Annotated in this window: 18 protein-coding genes and 2 tRNA genes; 4 read left to right on the forward strand and 16 right to left on the reverse strand. The window is 65.4% G+C overall.

The genetic code is table 11. The features are described 5' to 3' along the window. Positions 1-15: 15 nt before the first annotated feature. The 10 genes from ACPDIT_RS03855 to rseP all read right to left on the reverse strand — a co-directional run bounded on the left by ACPDIT_RS03855 (position 16) and on the right by rseP (position 9,598). Entirely contained in the window at positions 16-195 is a 180-nt protein-coding gene (locus ACPDIT_RS03855) for a CPXCG motif-containing cysteine-rich protein (RefSeq protein ID WP_423441716.1), read from the reverse strand. A 1,081-nt stretch (positions 196-1,276) separates the two neighbouring features. Beyond that, positions 1,277-1,528, reverse strand: a complete 252-nt coding sequence (locus tag ACPDIT_RS03860; RefSeq protein ID WP_423441717.1) for a hypothetical protein — start codon at positions 1,526-1,528, stop codon at positions 1,277-1,279. 17 nt (positions 1,529-1,545) lie between these two features. Continuing rightward, positions 1,546-2,055, reverse strand: coding sequence for a pilus assembly FimT family protein (locus ACPDIT_RS03865; protein WP_423441719.1), 510 nt, complete (start codon positions 2,053-2,055; stop codon positions 1,546-1,548). Further along, the gene (locus ACPDIT_RS03870) at positions 2,052-2,363 is read right to left on the reverse strand and encodes a hypothetical protein (RefSeq protein ID WP_423441721.1); all 312 of its coding nucleotides are present in this window, start codon (positions 2,361-2,363) and stop codon (positions 2,052-2,054) included. Before ACPDIT_RS03870 ends, ACPDIT_RS03865 begins: the two co-directional genes overlap by 4 nt. 89 nt (positions 2,364-2,452) lie before the next feature. Next, on the reverse strand, positions 2,453-3,631 hold the full coding sequence (locus ACPDIT_RS03875; RefSeq protein WP_423441722.1) for a type II secretion system F family protein: 1,179 nt from the start codon (positions 3,629-3,631) through the stop codon (positions 2,453-2,455). Positions 3,632-3,691: 60 nt separating this feature from the next. Beyond that, entirely contained in the window at positions 3,692-4,705 is a 1,014-nt protein-coding gene (locus ACPDIT_RS03880; RefSeq protein WP_423441724.1) for a type II secretion system F family protein, read from the reverse strand. Next, complete coding sequence (locus ACPDIT_RS03885) at positions 4,702-5,823, reverse strand: GspE/PulE family protein (RefSeq protein WP_423441726.1); 1,122 nt, start codon at positions 5,821-5,823, stop codon at positions 4,702-4,704. The genes ACPDIT_RS03880 and ACPDIT_RS03885 overlap by 4 nt, the downstream gene beginning before the upstream one ends. Before the next feature lie 96 nt (positions 5,824-5,919). Further along, entirely contained in the window at positions 5,920-6,399 is a 480-nt protein-coding gene (locus ACPDIT_RS03890) for a BON domain-containing protein (protein WP_423441728.1), read from the reverse strand. Further along, the gene (gene ispG, locus ACPDIT_RS03895) at positions 6,375-8,201 is read right to left on the reverse strand and encodes a (E)-4-hydroxy-3-methylbut-2-enyl-diphosphate synthase (RefSeq protein WP_423441729.1); all 1,827 of its coding nucleotides are present in this window, start codon (positions 8,199-8,201) and stop codon (positions 6,375-6,377) included. The genes ACPDIT_RS03890 and ispG overlap by 25 nt, the downstream gene beginning before the upstream one ends. Continuing rightward, positions 8,198-9,598, reverse strand: a complete 1,401-nt coding sequence (gene rseP / locus ACPDIT_RS03900) for an RIP metalloprotease RseP (RefSeq protein ID WP_423441731.1) — start codon at positions 9,596-9,598, stop codon at positions 8,198-8,200. The genes ispG and rseP overlap by 4 nt, the downstream gene beginning before the upstream one ends. Positions 9,599-9,932: 334 nt before the next feature. On the opposite strand from rseP, the gene ACPDIT_RS03905 reads away from it, so the two are divergent. Next, entirely contained in the window at positions 9,933-10,772 is an 840-nt protein-coding gene (locus tag ACPDIT_RS03905; RefSeq protein ID WP_423441733.1) for a histidinol-phosphatase, read from the forward strand. On the opposite strand, the gene ACPDIT_RS03910 is transcribed toward ACPDIT_RS03905, so the two are convergent. Next, complete coding sequence (locus tag ACPDIT_RS03910) at positions 10,769-11,179, reverse strand: response regulator (RefSeq protein WP_423441734.1); 411 nt, start codon at positions 11,177-11,179, stop codon at positions 10,769-10,771. The two genes, ACPDIT_RS03905 and ACPDIT_RS03910, sit on opposite strands and share 4 nt — an antisense overlap. Positions 11,180-11,310: 131 nt before the next feature. Between ACPDIT_RS03910 and ubiE the strand changes: the two genes are divergently transcribed. Further along, positions 11,311-12,036, forward strand: coding sequence for a bifunctional demethylmenaquinone methyltransferase/2-methoxy-6-polyprenyl-1,4-benzoquinol methylase UbiE (ubiE, locus tag ACPDIT_RS03915; protein ID WP_423441736.1), 726 nt, complete (start codon positions 11,311-11,313; stop codon positions 12,034-12,036). On the opposite strand, the gene hemH is transcribed toward ubiE, so the two are convergent. Both hemH and hemG read right to left on the reverse strand, forming a co-directional pair. Beyond that, the gene (gene hemH, locus ACPDIT_RS03920) at positions 12,023-13,090 is read right to left on the reverse strand and encodes a ferrochelatase (protein ID WP_423441738.1); all 1,068 of its coding nucleotides are present in this window, start codon (positions 13,088-13,090) and stop codon (positions 12,023-12,025) included. The genes ubiE and hemH overlap by 14 nt on opposite strands. Continuing rightward, a complete protein-coding gene (gene hemG, locus ACPDIT_RS03925) occupies positions 13,087-14,511 on the reverse strand; it encodes a protoporphyrinogen oxidase (RefSeq protein ID WP_423441740.1) in 1,425 nt (474 codons plus the stop codon). Before hemG ends, hemH begins: the two co-directional genes overlap by 4 nt. A 552-nt stretch (positions 14,512-15,063) precedes the next feature. On the opposite strand from hemG, the gene ACPDIT_RS03930 reads away from it, so the two are divergent. Both ACPDIT_RS03930 and ACPDIT_RS03935 read left to right on the forward strand, forming a co-directional pair. Beyond that, a complete protein-coding gene (locus ACPDIT_RS03930) occupies positions 15,064-15,210 on the forward strand; it encodes a hypothetical protein (protein WP_423441742.1) in 147 nt (48 codons plus the stop codon). A 60-nt stretch (positions 15,211-15,270) separates the two neighbouring features. Continuing rightward, complete coding sequence (locus ACPDIT_RS03935; RefSeq protein ID WP_423441744.1) at positions 15,271-15,876, forward strand: FHA domain-containing protein; 606 nt, start codon at positions 15,271-15,273, stop codon at positions 15,874-15,876. Between the two features lie 319 nt (positions 15,877-16,195). On the opposite strand, the gene hemB is transcribed toward ACPDIT_RS03935, so the two are convergent. The 3 genes from hemB to ACPDIT_RS03950 form a co-directional block, all read right to left on the reverse strand. Continuing rightward, on the reverse strand, positions 16,196-17,206 hold the full coding sequence (hemB, locus tag ACPDIT_RS03940; protein WP_423441746.1) for a porphobilinogen synthase: 1,011 nt from the start codon (positions 17,204-17,206) through the stop codon (positions 16,196-16,198). A gap of 468 nt (positions 17,207-17,674) precedes the next feature. Next, positions 17,675-17,751, reverse strand: a tRNA-Arg gene (locus ACPDIT_RS03945). 203 nt (positions 17,752-17,954) lie between these two features. Then, a tRNA-Val gene (locus ACPDIT_RS03950) sits at positions 17,955-18,029 on the reverse strand. Between the last annotated feature and the right edge of the window lie 442 nt (positions 18,030-18,471).

Raw genomic sequence — 18,471 nt, forward strand, 5'->3', positions numbered from 1 at the left:
CCCGCCGACTGTACGTCATTGGGGGACGACGTCCAGACTGATGATCAGTCCGGGTTCGCATTCCACCACGATCTCCAGGGGCCGACAGCACACTTCGCAATCGGTGTCGAAGCGCTGGAATCCTTCGCTGGTGTCGATGACCAGGTCGAACTTTTGGCCGCAGTGCGGACAAACAATGGTCTGAGAGACTTCCATGACTCACCCTACTCCGGCCGGAAACCAGTGCAAGGGCCGCCCGGAACTTGACCCGAGCCCCTGCGTTGCAGCTTCTGGGCACCTCCGAAAGCCCGGCGCAAGGTCGGGCCTCATCGGTGGGAAAAACCGTGGGAAAACGGCGTCCGCCGGGATTCTTGCATTCAAGGCTCAAACACGGAAATCCACCCTCCATTGTCCACTTGATCGCGCGGGCCAGTGCACGTGCTGCAGGCGCATTCAACTCGATAGCCCGGGGCAACGCCCCGGCAAACCGGCCCGCAAAACCGAGTGCGCCCTGAAGGGGCGTCACCCGCGACCCCATCGCGAGGGCCGGGCGTGCCTGCACCAAATTCGGTCCCTTCAGGGCGGAACGAATTGCGGAACCCGGTCACCCAAGGGGTTACCTTGGGCTGATGAATGCCCGCCCCGATGGGGCGGACGCGCCACGGGCCGAAGGCACAAAACATATCCGGGTCGTGGGGCGTTTCAGCTGGACTCGATTTGGATGGCGTTGGACTCGAGGATTGCCCCTCAGAACGCTGAGACAGGCAAGGCCCACGCCGTCCGGCGCCTCCCCCGTGGCCAACATGGTGATGCCCAACTCATGGATCACGCGGGCGAAGCCACGGGGCGCCGAAGGCCCGAAACCTCTCCGACCCTCGATGGGTTGGGTGGAAATGAATCTGCGGCGGCTGCGTTGGACGATAGCCGCTCGCAGCGTTCGCCCTGACAGGACCGTTGGCGCCGCGGGTCCGCTGTCCGACGCGCTTTCGGTTCTGAACCCCGCGGAAAGCGCGGCGCAGTTTCTGGTGCTTGCGGCTCGGGAAGATAGAGGGAAAAGGGCATTGACCCGGCATCGTCGAAGCCGCGGCTCAAAAACGAAAAAGCCCCCTCTGAGCCCGGAAACACACTTGGTGTTTCATAGCATTTGCCAACCCTCCTCCGGGCTCGGTTGAGGACCCTCCGGGCTGCCGGTCGGATGAGCGTTCGATCGCCACGCCGGCGACAGCCAGGTTGTGCCGGCCCGGACGACGAAGCTTGCCCGTCTTTGGGCACTCTTCGCCCCAGGGCTGGGGAACCCTCATTGCCGAGGCGGCGCGTCCGAATCCCGCGGGGTGACCGTCCCGGCCGGTGCATTGGTGGGTGAAAACGCCAGAAGGGTCCGATGGCGCTGTTCGATCCAGCGGATTTCCTTCCGCAACTGGTGCAGCACGCGACTGTTGCCGACCACCAGCGTGGTCATGATCAACATCAGCGTGACCACGGCCACGCAGACAAAACCGTGTTCCCCTCGCTTCGCCGGAAGCCGCCAGAGGACTTTTCCGCTCTGCATGCTTGGAGCAAAAGGTTTCATGGGGTCTGGGGAGGCACGGCGAGGAAGGTGAACACCGGCCGGAGCCTCGTGGAACGTCGATCGGGCACCAGCGCCAGGTCCCACCGCCAGACCGCGACACCGTGCCGCAGCTCGGATTGCACCTGACTGGCCGCCACGTTCCGCAACACCAGCACGGGCCCTGCATGCTCCGGACCTGCCCGGTACACGCCTTCGGGACCGAATTCGTACTGCACCCTTCCGTTTGCCTGCGGAATGGTCATCCGCTGGCCGCCGGGCATGGACTCCAATTGAGGCGGCCCGGTGGCCAGGCGCACGTCCGCCCGCCACCGTTCTCCAGCCCGCAACGCCTGGGAGATCCGTTGGGCTTGTTCGCGAAGTCGATGGGAAGCGGAGAAACATTCGTAAAAAGCCTTCATGGATCCGACGAGGATCACGCCAGCGACTGCGATGTACACCACCAGCTCGATGAGAGCGGCGCCTCGCACCGGCCGGTTCGGGGCTGGCGGTGACACCGGCGTATTCATGGCAATTCGCATTCGTAAACAACGCGGCCCGCACCCTGCCGCCGCGCCGGCGCCCATTCCAGCCGCAGCAAGCGTCCGGCGCGCGTCAATGTGAAACGGCCCTCGGCCAGGTTGGTGACCGCCCAACCTGACACGGGGTATTCGTGCACTCCCTCCGGCCAGGCCCGCCAAGCCCCGGCCCGCAAGACTTCCAACTCCCCGCTCACCAATTCCATGGCGGCAGCCCGATGGTACTCCGCCCGGAGGGCGCGCATGTCGCGAACCACGACCAGGCTGAGCGGCACCAGGGCACCCGTCACCAGCGCCATCGCCACGAGCAACTCGGTGATCAACGCGCTCCCGCGCGAGCGTCGCCTCGAGCCGGTCCCGGCCCGGCTCCGACCTCTCTGCCACGGCTTCATCCCGCTGCCTCCACGAGGCGCACCAAGGCGCCAAACAGCATCCACGCATTCCCCGCCACCCAAACCCCGCTCACCAGGATCAAGCCGGTAAGGGCCAGCTGTACGGCGGCTTGCTCCTGGGCGGCCGCCTGGGCGGCCAGGGTTTCTTGCCAGCCGCGCAGCGCCGCGGTGAACCCCTCTCGGGTCCGGGCCGCGTTGGTGAGGCGCCAGCAGAGTTCTTCCCGGTCCTCCAGCTTGCGCAGCGCCGCCGGCAAGGGCTGCCCCTGAGCCAGGGCCTTCTCCACCGCAACGGCGCGAAGCCGGACCATTCCATCGGCCGTACATTCTGCAGCCGTCCGAACCGCTTGTGCTTCCGGCATGCCCGCGTCCAGCAATGTTCCAAGCACCAACGAAAACGTTCGGAGCACCCGTTTTCGGTGCCAGGGGAGTCGCCATAAAATGGCATCCCACCAGGGCCATCGGGCGGGCTGCATCCATCCTCGGATCCACGGACCCCCCAGGATCAAGCCCAGCATGATCACTCCCAACGCGAACCAAACCGCAGTGAGTAGCCATCCCCACCGCAACCACCAACCGTAATCCAGCTGCGCAATTCCAAACTCCCCCGTGAGCTGGTTCCAGTGATCCACGATGTAGCGGCCCGTGACGAGGATCCACGCTGAAACCAGCGGGGCAAGGCCGAAGGCCACCCAGGCCACGTACATCATGGAGCCCAGGAGCCGCGACCGGGGACGGTCCAGCAGTTGGCGACAGACCGGGAGAACGCGGGGAAGATCGCCCAACTGCAATCCGGCGCGCAAGACCGCCTGCACCTCGGGCGGGAGCAGACGGCGTTCTCGTTCCAGTGCGGTCTGGAGCGGTACGCCACACCGCAGCCAGTAGCTCAAACGACCCAGTTGCCTCCCCAGGCCCCGATCGCCCGTTTGCCCGACCTCTCCCAGCCCGGTTTCGATCGGACGGCCCGCTCGCACCAGGTGCTCGAGCAACCCGAGCACAAGCAGCGTCCTGGCCCGCCGGGCCGGCCCGCGCGAGACGACCCAGACCACGATCGCCAGAATCGCGCCCAGTCCCAGAACCACCAGAGCCGGGAAGAACGCCCGAAAAAGAAGCGAGGCCGCACCGCCGACCCGAAGGTCCATCATCCACTGCTGCCATGCCTCCCACAACGCGTCCATGAAACCGATTCCAAACCGCCCTTGAGTTGCCGGCTGTCCGCTCTTCCTCAACCACGCTCCTCAGGGTGCAACCTGAACGTCCACGAACAACGCCCGCAGGGTCATGGGGAGGGCACTGGCTTGCAGCAGGACAATGCCGCCCGTCACGATCACCAGCACGGGCAGGGTCACCGCGAGGAGCTGTTCGGCCCGCGCACGGGCGCGTTCTTCGTAAAAGCCTGCCGCTTGCTCGAACCCGGCCGCGAGGTCTTCGCCCGCGCCTGCCACCATCCAGATGAACAATGGCGGAAACCGTTGGCTTCCCTCCGCCACTTGGGCGAAGCGCGCGTAGCCCCGGGCCAACCGTTCACGCCACCGGGCAAGATCGGCCCGGGCGATCGGATCCGTGAAAAGCCCTTCCACCAAAGGCAGTGCCTCCGCCAGGGGAACGCCTCCCTTCAACAGGAGGGCCAGCGAGGAGGCCGTCTGCGCCACCCACGACTCCCGAAAGGCCGGCAGGTGCCAGGCGAGACGTTCACGCAGCCGGCGCGACCCGAGCACGAGAGACACACCGGCACACAACAACGCCAGCAAGAGAAATGCACCCCAGGAACCAACCACAATCCACCGCAGGGATGGTTCCCCCGCCGCATCTTCATTGCCCCTCCAACTCCCGAGCCCCTCCGTGGCCAGGTCCAGCCAAAGTGGCACGAAATGGAAGTGTAGGAGACACGAAAGCGCGAAGGCCCCAAACAGCACCAGCAGGGGATAAACCAAAAGTCCCTTCAAACGGAGCCAGAGTTGGTATTGGGCCAGGTAATAATCGGCCAACAGGTTCAGCACAGCCGCCAGGTCCCGAGCCTGTGCCCCCACCACGAGAAGCCGCTTGTAGAGCTCCGGAAACACGCGGGGCTCCAGGGCCCGGGCCAGCGGCAGGCCGCGGCTCAGATCGGCCTCGAGGCGTTCCCATTCCGCGCGCCAGGGGCCCTTTTGCAGGTCGCGCGCCACCTGGCGCAGCGACGCCTCCAACGGCAATCCGGCACGCAGCATACCGGCCAACTGCCGGTTCAAAAAAGCAAACTGTTCCAGGTTCATGGCCCGACCACGCGTTGTACTTCTTGCGTTGTGGTCCAGCCGCGTGCAATCAGTCCACGCGCGGCATCCGCCAGCGAAGGGTCCGGCGCCACCACGGCCCAGTCTCCCTCCCGCAACCGGGCCCGTGCCGATTCCGTGACCCGATACCACTCGACCACCGGGATTCGACCGCGATATCCGGTTTGCATGCACGCGTCGCACCCCCGTCCGTCACACTGCCCACAAAGGCGTCGCACGAGGCGTTGGTTGAGGATCAGCTCGACCGCAGAAACCGCGGTGTAGGCGTCCCGGCACATCAACCGGAGTCGTTCCAGAACCCCGCGGCAAGAACCGGCATGCAAAGTGGACAACACCAAGTGGCCCGTCAGTGCCGCCCGCACGACGATCTGGGCGGTTTCCTCGTCACGGATTTCGCCCACCACCAAAACCTCCGGGTCCTGCCGCAACAAGTGACGGGCGGCCCGGGCAAAGTCAAGCCCCAGGGCCTCTTGAATCTCCGTTTGGGTGACCCCGGGAAGGATCTGTTCGACCGGATCCTCGATGGTGATGATGTGTCGGTTGCCCGTGCGTACCAGGTGCTGCAGACAGGCGTAGATGGTCGTGGTTTTCCCGCTGCCGGCGGGGCCGGTCAACAGTAGCAGCCCGGCCGGGCGTTGGAGGAAGTGTTCCAGTTCCTTGCGCGCAGCCTCGGGAAAGCCCAGGCCCTGCAGGTCAGGCAGGGTGGCTTTCCGGAACAGACGCAGCACGATCCGCTCGCCCGTAACGGTGGGATAGGTGGAGACACGAATGTCGTGCGCCGTGCCCACCTCGGAGTGATCGATTCGCCCATCCTGCGGCAGGGCCGTCTGCCACGTTTTCAAGCGCGCCAGATATTTGATGCGACCGCTCAGCCGTTCTGCCAGGGCCCCGGGCAGGTCCGTCACCGGCGTCAACACTCCGTCCAGGCGGAAAAAGACCCGGACGCAGTTCTCTGCGGGTTGGAAATGGATGTCGCTGGCACCGGACTGTTCCGCCCATTGGACCAGCCGCTCCAGTAGCGCAGGTGCGTCCGTATCCGGCTCCAGTGACCCCGGACCGGGCACCGGACGGACGGGGCTGGATTTGTCCGTTTGGCTCATGCCACTCCTTGCCGGCCCTGGTCGCCGGCCACGCCTCCCCGAGACGGTCCCGTCCGGGGCTCCAATCCGCGGCATGCCCTCCCGCAGGACAGACACCTACTGCCTGACCTGCAGTTGCGACACCACCTCGCGCACGCGAGCGTCGGCCTCCATGGCCAGCAGAACCGCGCGCCCGATATCTTCCGCAGAATCCACCGTACCCGACAGGGTCACGCGGCCGCCCTCGCACTGGACGGAGATGCGCAGGGCCGAAAGCCGGGGGTCGGCCACGTACTTGGCCTTGATGGCGGCCACGATCCGGGCGTCCGTGGCGGCGTCAGCCACCTGGTGGCCCAGGTCCCGCGCCGCCCGACGCACCACCTGCCCGCGTCGGGCCAGTTCCTCCTGAATGTTGGTCGCCGTCAAATGCAGGAGCTGGAGCTTTTCCTGCACCACGTCGCGCAATCCCAGCCCCGTGGCGGCCAGGTCTTCGCGCCACTGTTCCCACCGGGCCGGCTCCGGTGGGGCCAGCAACCACCAGGTCACCCCGGCCCCGACCAGCGCACCCAGAATCAGGCCGTAGAGGAAACGGAACATGTGACCGAGGGCGAATCGGTACCTGCAGAGCCCTGCGCGGGCTCGGGATCGACCCACTTGCCGTGTTCCCGGATGAGGTCGATCAGTCGGTCCACGGCTTCTTCCTCCGGAATGTTGAATTTGACGGGTTTTTTGCCCACGTACAGGTTGACCTTGCCGGGCGCGCCGCCCACATAACCGAAGTCGGCATCGGCCATTTCTCCGGGCCCGTTGACGATGCACCCCATCACGGCGATTCTGACCCCCTTGAGGTGCGACGTGCGCGCCTTGATGCGCGCGGTGACGGTCTGGAGATTGAACAACGTGCGCCCACAGGACGGACACGCCACGTACTCGGTTTTGAAGGTGCGACAGCCCGCGGCCTGCAGGATGTTGTAACCGAGGCGCAGGGCGGCCTCGGGATGGGCTTCGTTGCGCACGAGGATGGCGTCGCCGATCCCGTCGGCCAGCAGCCCACCCAACACAATGGAGCTGCGCAGCAGGGCGGTTTGGGCGTCCAACGGCGGCTGCGGCACCTGCAGTGTGTCCTTGAGGAGGATGGGGTTGCGCCGCCCCATGCGGTTCAATCGCCACGCCAACAGGCGGAAGGCCGCCAGCGCCGGCAGTTCCGGCAAATCTTTGACCGTGACCAGGAGGGCATCGGTCGGCACCTCGAACGGCTCCCGCGGGTCCACTTCGAGGATTCGGAGGTCCTCGTACACGGCTTCGGGTCGCACGTCGGCCCGCGGGGAGATGCGAGATTGCAAGGTCATCCAGGCTGCGCGCGGCACCACCACGCGAATGGTTTGGTCGCCGCCGCACCGGATCCCGGGGGCCAGTTCGACCTCGACCGTGGGCCGCCGCTGGTACTGGTAGGGATCGAACGGAAACTCGTCCGTGGGCACCTGCAGGTCCGGACGCGTCAATGCCGGCACGCACTCCAGGAGGGCACGGCATACGGGGATTTCATGCACGGAGTCCTCGGTCAACGAGACCCGGATGGTGTCGCCCAGACCATCGCAGAGCAGCGCGCCGATTCCGATGGCGCTCTTGATGCGCCCGTCCTCGCCTTCGCCCGCCTCGGTGACCCCCAGGTGGAGCGGGTAATTCCAGTCGTCGCCCTCGGCGGCCAGCCGCGCGACCAGCAATCGATAGCACTGGATGGCCACCTTGGGGTTGGAGGCCTTCATGGAGAACTTGAAATTGTGGAAATCATGCTTGCGGCAGATGCGGGCGAACTCCAGGGCGCTCTCCACCATGCCCAGCGGCGTGTCTCCGTAACGGTTGAGGATGCGATCGGACAACGATCCGTGGTTGGTGCCGATGCGCAGGGCGCGGCCGAGCCGTTTGCATTCCAAAACGAGGGGCGTGAATTTCTCCTCGACCCGGGCCAGTTCGGCGGCGTATTGCGCGTCGGTGTACTCCTTGACCACGAACTTCTTGGAATCGGCGTAGTTGCCGGGGTTGACGCGGACGACCTCGACCCATTTGACCGCCTCCATCGCGGCTTCGGGTTTGAAGTGGATGTCGGCGACGATGGGGACCTTGCAGCCGCGCGCGCGCAGCTCGGCCACGATGTTGCGCAGGTTGGCCGCGTCTCGCACCGTGGGCGCCGTGATCCGCACCACCTGGCAGCCTGCCTCCACCAAGGCCAGCGTTTCGCGCACACACGCCTCGGTGTCCATGGTGTCCGCCGTGATCATGGACTGCACCACCACGGGGTGGTCCCCGCCCAGGACCACGCCACCGTCCCGCGGGTCGCCGAGAAAGATCTCGCGGCTGCGCCGCCGCTGATACCGGTAGGGGGAGGGACAGTAGCTCATGGCGCGATCGATTCCGAAGCCGGGGGTTCCGGCGTCGTCTGTTCGATTTGATGCCGTGCCTTGAACCAGGCACTGAACAACGGGATTCGCTTCAGATCGAAGAAGGTGACGTAGAGCATGAAAGAGATCAGCAATAGGGCGAAAGCAGTGGTGGTGGTTTCGACCACCCGCACGCTCAGCGGCCGGCGCCGGATCTTTTCCACCAGGGCCATCAGAATGTGGCCGCCGTCCAGCACCGGAATCGGCAGCAGATTCAAAATGGCCAGGTTCACGTTCAACAGCACCAGGAAGCTGAGGGCCAGCCGGTAATCCGTGTTCACCCAGCCGGCCAACATGGCCAGGATCCCCACCGGGCCGCTGAGGTCCTTGGCCCCCACGCCGGTTTGTTTCGAGTAAATCAGCGCGGCCAGGGTCTTGAAGGTCTTGTCCACCACGTCGCTCACCTGCTCCCATGGGGTCGGTCCGGGTCGTTGCACCACGTACACCTGGGTGGAGCTGCTGCCGATGCTCACGCCAATGCGGCCCTGGCCGGTGACGGGATCCTTGCGGGGTTGGACCGTGAGGGTGAGTTTTTGGCCCTTACGTTCCACCCGGATCTCGCTGGGCTGATCCGGGCGTTTCCGGATCAATTCGATCAACTGCTCCCGGCTGACCACCGGCACCCCGGCGAAGGCCACGATCCGGTCCCCGGCCTGCAGGCCCGCCTCGGCGGCGGCGCCGTCCGGGAACACTTCGATGACTTCCGGATGATCGCGGGGCTCCAGTCGCAGCAGCTTCAGTCCGAACGTTTCGTTGACCACCGCTGTGAGGTGATTGGTGAAAAAGACGCCGTTGCGTTCCGTGACCACCGGAACCACGTTCGTCCGCGCCAGCGCGGTCGCCAGATTGATGTCCTGCCAGGAGCGGATCTTCTGCCCGTTGACCAACACCACACGGTCTCCCGGTTGAATGCCCAGCCGGGCCTCCTCCGAATCCGGCTCCACGTAACCGACGATGGGGGGGTTCACCGGGACCGGCAGGCCCACGATCCAGATCACCGTGGCCAACCCAAAGGCGAACAGGATGTTCATCATGGGCCCGGCTGCGGCCACGAGGATTTTCGACGCCGGCGAGGCCGGAGGCAGCGGTTGCCCGTCCTCGGTTTGACCCTCCAAAAAGGCCGCGGTAGTCATCTGCGGCAGCTTCACATAGCCCCCGGCCGGGATCAGGCGCCACGCATACTCCACACCGTCCCGGGTCCAGCCGAACAACTTCGGGCCAAAGCCGATGGAAAAGCCCTCGACCTTCAAGCCGCGCCGCCGGGCCATCCAGAAGTGCCCAAACTCATGCACGAACACCGCTGCGCCGAACAGGACCACGACCGCAGCGGCGATATAGAGAATGTTCCAAAAACTCATCGTATCGGGCGGTGGCTACCACGCACCGCGCGACAATCTATCGGCATTTGGAGGGTCTGACAACCAGCCTCCGGTTACGCAACGGCACAAAGTCCTCCTGCCTGAACCCCCGGGTTCCGAGGTTGTACCCGTTGCCCCGGTCTTCGGGCCTGACCATCCATGCCGGCTCCAAGTCGAGACCTCCGGGGCGGAGCCGCTGCCCTCCGGGCCAGGACCGGCGGACCCTGTTCTTCCGCGCACCGGCCCCGGCTCGCAGAAGACGGTTCCGCAAGCGCAGGAGCTCGTCGACGCCCCGTGCTTGCGCCCGGGCGGGCGGACGTTGACACTGCGCCTCATGGATTGGCCGCCGGACTATCACATGCACACGCCCTTGTGCCGACACGCCACAGGCACGCCCGTGGCCTATGCCCGGCAGGCCCGGGCACGAGGGCTGCGGGAGATCGGCTTTGCCGATCATGCCCCCATGCCCCGCGATGACTTCGATGACTGGCGCATGCGGCAGGCCGACTTGGATGTGTACCTCCGCGATGTCGAGGCCGCCCGACAAGCCGTCCCGGAGGTGGTCATCCGCATTGGCCTGGAGGTCGATTACCTCCCGGGCATGGAAGAATGGATCCGGGACCTGATGCGGCGACATCCTTGGGATTATCTCATCGGCTCGGTGCATTACGTCACCGACGACTGGGCAGTGGACAACCCGCACCAGCAGGCGCGCTGGAACACCGCCGAACCGGTGCAAGTGTGGCAGGCCTACCTGGAGCGTCTGATTGCCGCCGCCGGCAGCGGTCTGTTCGACGTACTCGGTCATGTGGACCTGCCCAAGAAGTTCGGTCATGCACCGCCCCCGGAGTGTGCGCCGCTTTGGGACACCCTTTTCACCACTGCTCGACGCACGGGATGCGCCATCGAGATCAACACCGCGGGCCTGCGCAAGGCCTGCCGCGAGATGTACCCTTCGCTGCCCATCCTCCGGGCTGCCTGTCGCGCGGGCGTCCCCATTGTCTTCGGCTCGGATGCCCATGCCCCGGAGGAAGTGGCCGCCGACTGGTCTGCGGCGCTGGCCCTGGCCCGGGCTGCAGGGTACCGGCAGTACGTACGTTTGGCGGGCCGCCGGGCTGAGCCGAGGGATTTGCCGGCGGATTCCGCGGAACCGGCCGGGTTCCAAGGGGCCTAGCTTTGTGCAGAAGCCGAGGTGTTCAACGCGGAGGCCACGGCCGCCAGCAATGCATCATGATCCACCGGTTTTTGGAAATAGGCCACCGCTCCCACGCGCTGCGTGGCTTCGCGGTGCCTGGCCGGGTCGTCGGCGGAGATGATGATCACGGGCTTGCGCCAGTCCTGATAGAGTCGCTCCAACCACTGCACCAGGGTGAACCCGCTCCATTCGGGTCCCTCGATCGGCGAGCCGGGCAGATGAATGTCCACGATCAAGAGGTCCGGCGTTTCGGTGCGGACGCTGCGCAGGGCCGATTCGGCATTGGTGGCGCTGAGAACGGTGTACCCCTGCTTTTCCAACTTGATCCCGAGGGCTTTGACCACCACCGGATCGTCGTCCAGGATCAAAATCTTTTTGCCCTTCATAGTGCGAGCCCACGTGCGCCGTCCGCCCACCCGTGCTATACCCCATCGCCGCCGGGTCCGCAACGGACTTTTCACAGCGTCGCAGATGTCCGAAGGGGGCTGCCCCCGCGGCCCGCGCCGGAAAAAAGCTCATGAACACGTCCGCTCCGGCTCCGCCACCGTCCCGTGCCGAGCGCGTTCGGGCGCTGTTTGATGCGATCGCCCGACGCTATGACCTGATCAACGACCTGCAAAGTGCGGGCCTGCACCGCCTGTGGAAACGCACCATGGTGCGGTGGGCGGCCGTGGGCCCCGGACAGCGGGCCCTCGATGTCTGTTGTGGCACGGGCGACGTGGCATGGCGACTGGCCGCCACCGGAGCCGAAGTCGTGGCCCTGGACTTCAGTGCGGCGATGCTGGAGATTGCCCGTCGTCGTGCGGCACGCCGCGGCGCCCGGGCGGCCCGCATCCAATTCGTTCACGGGGATGCATTGAATCTGCCCTTTGCCGACAACAGCTTTGACGCCGTAACCATCGCCTACGGGTTGCGGAACCTGGCCGACTGGCAGGAGGGACTGCGCCAAATGCTGCGCGTCTGCCGGCCGGGGGGACGACTGGTGATCCTGGATTTTGGCAAACCCGCGCATCCGTGGTGGCGCAAGATCTACTTCGGCTACCTCCGCTTCGTGGTCCCGCTGTGGGGACAGTGGCTGGCCGGGGACCGCGCCGCTTACGCCTACATTTTGGAATCGCTGGAGTCGTATCCGGCCCAGCTTGGCGTCTTGCAGGCCCTCCAGGAGCTGGGTTGTCAGCCGCTGGAAATGCGCAACCTCCTGGGCGGCGCCATGAGCCTGCACCGGGCGATCAAGCCCTGTTGACCCCGGGGCCCGCGGCCGCTCCGGCCCGCGCCTCTGCTTCCGATCCGGCAAACGCGCGCCGCGCCATGTTCTCCAGGGTCTCGATCCAGCGTGGATGCTCGTTCAGGCACGGAATCTGAACAAACTCCCGGCCCCCTGACTGCAAAAACGTCTCTCGCCCGCGCATGCCGATCTCCTCCAGCGTTTCCAGACAATCCGACACGAATGCCGGACAAATGACCACGAGTTTCCCCACGCCGGCCCGTCCCAGGCGGGTCATCTCTTCGTCCGTGTAAGGACGCAGCCAGGGATCGCGCCCCAGACGAGACTGGAAAGCCACCGACCAGTGTCCCTCCGGCACGCCGGCCGCTTGCACAAAGGCTTTCACCGTCCGGAAACATTGGTGCCGGTAGCAGGTTGCATGGGCCGGGCTGGGGACGTTGCAACAGTCCGGAACCTGCAAACAGTGACGACCGGTCGGATCGCTCTTGCGGATCTGGCGTTCCGGCACGCCATGGAAACTGAACAGCAGATGATCGTACCCCTGATCCAGGTACGGGCGCGCACTTTCCACCAGCGCGGCAATGTAATCCGGCGCATCCGGATACGGCGGCTCCACCGTCAACCGCATGCGGGGTGCCCGCCGGCGCATCACCTCCTGCACCTTCACCACCGCGGTTTCGTAGCTGGACATGGCATAGTGCGGGAACAGCGGGATGAGATGGACCCACTCGATGCCCCGGGCCAACAGCCGGTCCACGGCGCTTTCCACGGAGGGGTTCTGATAGCGCATCGCCAGCTCCACGGGCAAACCCAGCCGTTCCTGCAACTTCCGCTGCACATTCCGGCTGATCACGATCAAGGGCGATCCTTCCGGGGTCCAGATGGTCTGGTACGCATGGGCCGACTGTTTCGGCCGCCGGATCAGAATCATTCCCACGATCCACCGGCGCAGCAGCCACGGCACATCCATCACCCGGGGATCCATGAGAAACTCGTCCAGATACCGACGCACATCCGGCACCGAAGGAGAGTCCGGGGACCCCAAATTCATCAGCAGTACGGCTCGTTTCATGCGACAACGGGGACAAGGTTCCGGCAAAACTGGCGGATCCGTTCGGCCGCGTTGAGACCGGAAAGGATCGAGTCGCCCAGCGAGATGCCGTCGCGATAGTGACCCGCGAAGAACAGACCCGGGTGTTCCAGCTCCAGGCGCGTCATTTCCGCCCGATAGCGACCATAACCGAGGTTGTACTGCGGGATGGCCCGGGGCCAGTAGTAATGGTGACAAAACACGGGCCGACCGCGCACACCCAGCAACACCGCCAGATCCTGACAGGTCATTTCGTACAACTCCTCGGCGGGCCGACCCGCCAGCTCCGGCTGCCGTTCCCCGCCCACATAACTGGTCAGCGTGACATGTCCGGCCGGGGCCCGATTCGGAAACAGGGACGACGAAAAGATCGTGCCGAGAATGCGGAACCCCTCCACCCGCGGGATCAACATGCCGAATCCCTCGCAGGGATGGGCCACGTCCTCCCGTCGGAACCCCAGCACCACGCTGGCCACCGGCGGATACCGAATCTCCCCGAGGAACGTCAGACGGTCTGCCCGCTCGGTGTCCAACTGGATTTCCGCCAGTTTGAATGCCGGCGCGGCCAGCAGCACCGCGTCGTGTTCTTCGACCCTTTCGCCTTCGGCGGTCCGCACCGTGACCTGCCAGCGGTGTCCCGCGCGCCGGAGCCGCGTCACCGTGCATTGCAAACGCACCGCGGGCCCCAGGCGTTCGCGCAATGTGTCCGGCAGAACCTGCAGGCCCTCGTCGAAGGAAAACTTGGGGGCGCGGTCCTTGGCGACTTCGCCTCTGCGTTTGCGGGCCCGTGCTCCCAGGATCTGGCCCCGAATGAGGGATCCATATTCGCGTTCCAGGGCTGCCAGTTTCGGAAAGGCCTGTTGCACGGACAATCGCTCCGGATCGCCCGCGTAAATGCCGGCCACCAGTGCGTCAATGGCGTGATCGAGGAACTCCTGGTTCAGCCGCCGGCGCACGAAATCGGCGATGCTCTCCTCTTGATCGTCGCGGCGCGCGGGTACGAACGGCTCGCGCAACACGGCCCACTTGGCCCGCCAGCTGAAAAGCCGCGTGGTGAAAAACCCCAGCGGCGAGCTCGGGAGTGCCACGGGCCTCCGGTCCCGCACGATGTAGCGGGCCTTCGCCCGCCGATCCGGATCCAGCCGCCGCGCCGCCAGGCCGGCATCCCGCACCAATTGGGTGATCCGGGGCGAGGTTTCCAAAATCGTGTTCGGACCGAACTCCGCCAGGAATCCATTGACACGCACGGAGCGAATGGCGCCTCCGACGCGGTCCGTCGCCTCGTACACCGTCACGGGCACGCCGTGCCGTTGCAGCTCGAAAGCCGCGGTCAAACCCGTAATCCCCGCACCCACGACGGCAACCGACGGGCGGTTCCCCAAGCTGGTTTGAGCTGCGTTCATGCCCCGAAATTGCGTGCCCAACAGTAGTGGAAAACGGCCGTTTCGCCAAACCGGTTTCGTGCCTGCAGTACGCCCGGCACGCGCTTTGCCTTCATGCGTGGGCGGCACGATCCGCTTTTTCGGGATCCTCCGGTGCCCGACGAACGGTGAGCCCGAGCTTTGCGGCGATTGCCCGCGCCGTGCGTCCGGGAAGGCTTCGAGAAGATCTCGCTTAAAAGTCGGGGTGGATTTGTGGGACCCCTGCGCGCGCTTTCGCAAGGGGCCGTGTCTGCAACTGCCTTCGTTCAGCGTCCGGCGGGTGCCGTGACCCCGGGGCAACGACCTTGTTTTCGAAGGTTCAAGAGATTGGGTGAAGGTCGTTTCGGATGCACGCGAAAGTTCAGTGAGGGAGAAGAGTCAGCCGCGCTGGTGGCGTCGGTCGCGGTCGGCGTTGCGAGAGCCACCGATGTGTCGGCGGGCGGTTGAAAAGCGAAGCAGCAGCCGCGGGCGACGTGTTGTCGGCGGAGCTGGTGAGAGCCGGCGCGCATTACGGCAGAGGGGCGGCCAGGTCACATGATCGCCGCAGGTTGGCCGGGGGCCTTTGGGACGCCGACGCCCGGCATGCAGGAGGTGTTGGAGCGGTTCTTGGCGCCGGGGCTCGTGGCCTTGAGAGTTGCGATCGAGGGTCGCGAGGTGCGCACGCAGTTCCGGAGGGAATAGGGTTTGACTTGAGACCGGCCCCGGCAATAATCGCCCTCGCACGGGTAAGCTGACGCGTTTATGGCCAAACTTGTTGTCCTCTCAGAGGGATTCGCCGGTCGTACCCACGAGCTGAAGGGTGACAAAATCACCATCGGCCGCCTGGAGGACAACACCTTTCAAATTCCGGAGCCGTCCGTCTCGAGCCACCACTGCGAGATCTACATCCGCGGACAGGACATTGTGGTCCGCGATTTGCAGTCCACCAACGGCACCTTCATCAATGGCGAACCCGTCACGGAGGCGGTTTTGAAACCGGGCCAAATCCTGCGGCTGGGCGCAGTCGAACTCCGTTTGGAGGAGGATACTGCACCTACGGCGGTGACTGCTCCAGCAGCGAGCACGACCGCCCCTGCGGCCCCGGCGCCCAGTCCGGCGCCCACCTCTGCTCCGGGCGCCCCTCCGGCGCCGGGGGCGCCGCCGAAAAAGCCCCTGGGACAAACCTCCCCCATCCCGCGCGGCGTCAGTCTCAGCGAATTGGAAAGCGGCGCGCGCCCGGCGGACCTCAAAAAGACCGGGTTCGCCAAGAAGGAGGACAAAACCGGCCTTCTTTTTTGGGCGGTCTTTGCGGTGGTCGGCCTGATCATCATTGGCCTGCTGGTTTGGGGGTATTTGACCATCCGGTAACGTTGGCGGGTCCATACCCCGGTTCGAGCACCGCGGGTTGGGCACCCTTTGTCCCTCCGCCCTTGGGAGGGCCTCGCTTCGAAGTGCGCATGGCAGCCGTTCTTGCCGAAGCCGGATTTGGTTTCCCTTGCAACCTGGCGCGGTCCGGCGCGTCAGTCCGAGCGCAAGCGACTTGGATAGGGGGATGCACTCGGGGAGTTCCTGCGCTGCGACGGCCGCGCCGCACCGCCTTTGTCGGGACAACCTCCGTAGCCAGTGCCTGCTCGAGGGGCAGGAGTTGGAAAAGCTCCAGAACCGACCGTCGCGCCGCCTGCGGAGCTCAGCCCTCCCGGAGCCACCGTGCGACTTGCGGCGCGGCATAGGTGATCACCAGGTCCGCGCCTGCACGTCGGATGGCCAAGAGTGTTTCCAGGGTGACGGCTCGTTCGTCGATCCAACCCTGAGCCGCGGCGGCCTTGATCATCGAGTACTCCGCGCTCACCGCATAAGCGACGGTCGGAAGCCCGAAGGTCGTTTTTACCTGGTGCAGGATGTCGAGGTAGGCCAGCGCGGGCTTGACCATGACCAGGTCGGCTCCCTCCGCCACATCCAGGGCGACCTCGCGCAGCGCCTCGCGCGCGTTGGCCGGGTCCATTTGGTAACTGCGGCGGTCCCCAAACTTTGGGGCGGATTCGGCTGCCTCCCGAAACGGCCCGTAAAAGGCCGACGCGAACTTGGCCGCATAGGAGAGAATGGGCATTTCCTCGAATCCCTCGCGGTCCAGCGCCGCGCGAATGGCGGCCACGCGCCCGTCCATCATGTCGCTCGGGGCCACCATGTCCGCTCCGGCCTCGGCATGGCTGACGGCCGTGCGCGCCAACAGCGTCAGGGTGGGATCATTGGCGATCCGAACCCTGCCCCTGCGTTGCTCCACCACACCGCAATGCCCGTGCGACATGTACTCGCACAAGCAAACGTCCGTGATCACGATCAAATCGGGAAACTCCCGTTTCAGCGCGCGAATGGCCTGCTGGACCACTCCCTTGGGGGCATATGCGCCGCTGGCCTTTTCATCTTTGCGATCCGGAATGCCGAACAACAGCACGGCGGACACGCCAGCCGACACGGCTTGATCCACCTCCCGGACTACCTCGTCCACCGACAACTGATACACCCCGGGCATGGAAGAGACCGGACGGCGTTCCTTGCGGCCCGGGCGAACAAACAGCGGCCAGATCAGTTGCCAGGGTTGCAAGCCGGTCTCCGCCACCAGACGACGCAGCGCGGGTGTCTGTCGCAACCGGCGCATGCGCCGAGCCGGGAACTGTCCCAGGAAGGTGCTCACATCCATGACCTCATTCTAGGTGCCCATCGAGGGTGGCAAAGTGGAAATTCCGCGAGTTAACGCCCGCAGTGGCGCGGCCCCCGAATCCCGGCACGGTTCGGCGGGCCGCACAACTCCCCCTGACGGACGCCGGGCTCGAAACCGGAAACGAAGCGAGCAGGACCGTGTCGCATGGATTTCAGGGCCGCCCGGGCTGCTGCAGCTTGGCGAGGTCCATACGCACACCGGGGCACGCATCCAAGGGCTCCCCTGACCCCCTGCGGCGTACCGTGAACCTTTGGGCGGGTCGGGTTTTTGCCAAAGGGGCCCTGGACGCTGGCTGGAGAATGGCGAACGCACCGGACACGGTCACGCCACCGCTGCGCCGCCAAAACAATCTTCGACAAACGCCCGGCCCGGCTGTGGCGGTGCGAGCCATCGACCCCCGGTGGAATCGGCACCTGCGGTGGCGGCAACCGTTGCCTCAGCAAAAACTGGCGCACCCGCCAGGAGTCGAACCTGGAACCTTCTGATCCGTAGTCAGATGCTCTATCCAATTGAGCTACGGGTGCGCCCTCGAGTGTATTCCACCTTACGACGGTTCCGATGACCTCGCAAGCCTCAACTCCGGCCCACCACTTGCCTCCAACTCACCCGGCTCCCGGCGAGTTGAAGGTCGGCTCGGAATCGCTGCGTCCCCCGCGCGTGCCGCGAGGGATCCTGACGGCCGCCGTGAGCCGCCGGAGCCCCCGGGCTCAAGGAGTCAAAAAAAAGATGGTGCGCGCTGCAGGATTTGAACCTGCGACCCCCAGTGTGTGATACTGATGCTCTACCGCTGAGCTAAGCGCGCAACCCTCCTCACCCTATCGCAGCTCGCCCGGAATTCAAGTCTTTCCTCGAGGCCGACCTCGAAGGGACCATCCAGGATCTTCTCCCGCAACCGGACGCAAGGTCCCCCCAATGTGCCCACGAAACTGGTTCGGGTTGCATTCGTCGCTGAGCCCAAACCCATGCATGCCGCCGCAAGGAGTGGGCTGCGCCCGCCGATGCCCCGCCAGCCACCGAATGAAAACGGCCAAGTTCGGGGCAGAACCGAGCCCGGCCAGGGCCGCTCCCCCGTGGACTGATCCAAGCTTCGAACCACCACGGTCGGGCATGGGCAAGACCCGGCGGAAAGAGAGCAGCACCAAAAGCTGGGAAGCCCATCGAGGAGGGTGAACTCTCGCCTTCGGCTGCCGTGACGCATTCGGACCCTTGCGAAGAGCGTCCCTTGCTTGAAGAGCACGACCGTC

It is taken from the genome of Limisphaera sp. VF-2 (assembly GCF_049537125.1).
Lineage (GTDB): Bacteria > Verrucomicrobiota > Verrucomicrobiia > Limisphaerales > Limisphaeraceae > Limisphaera.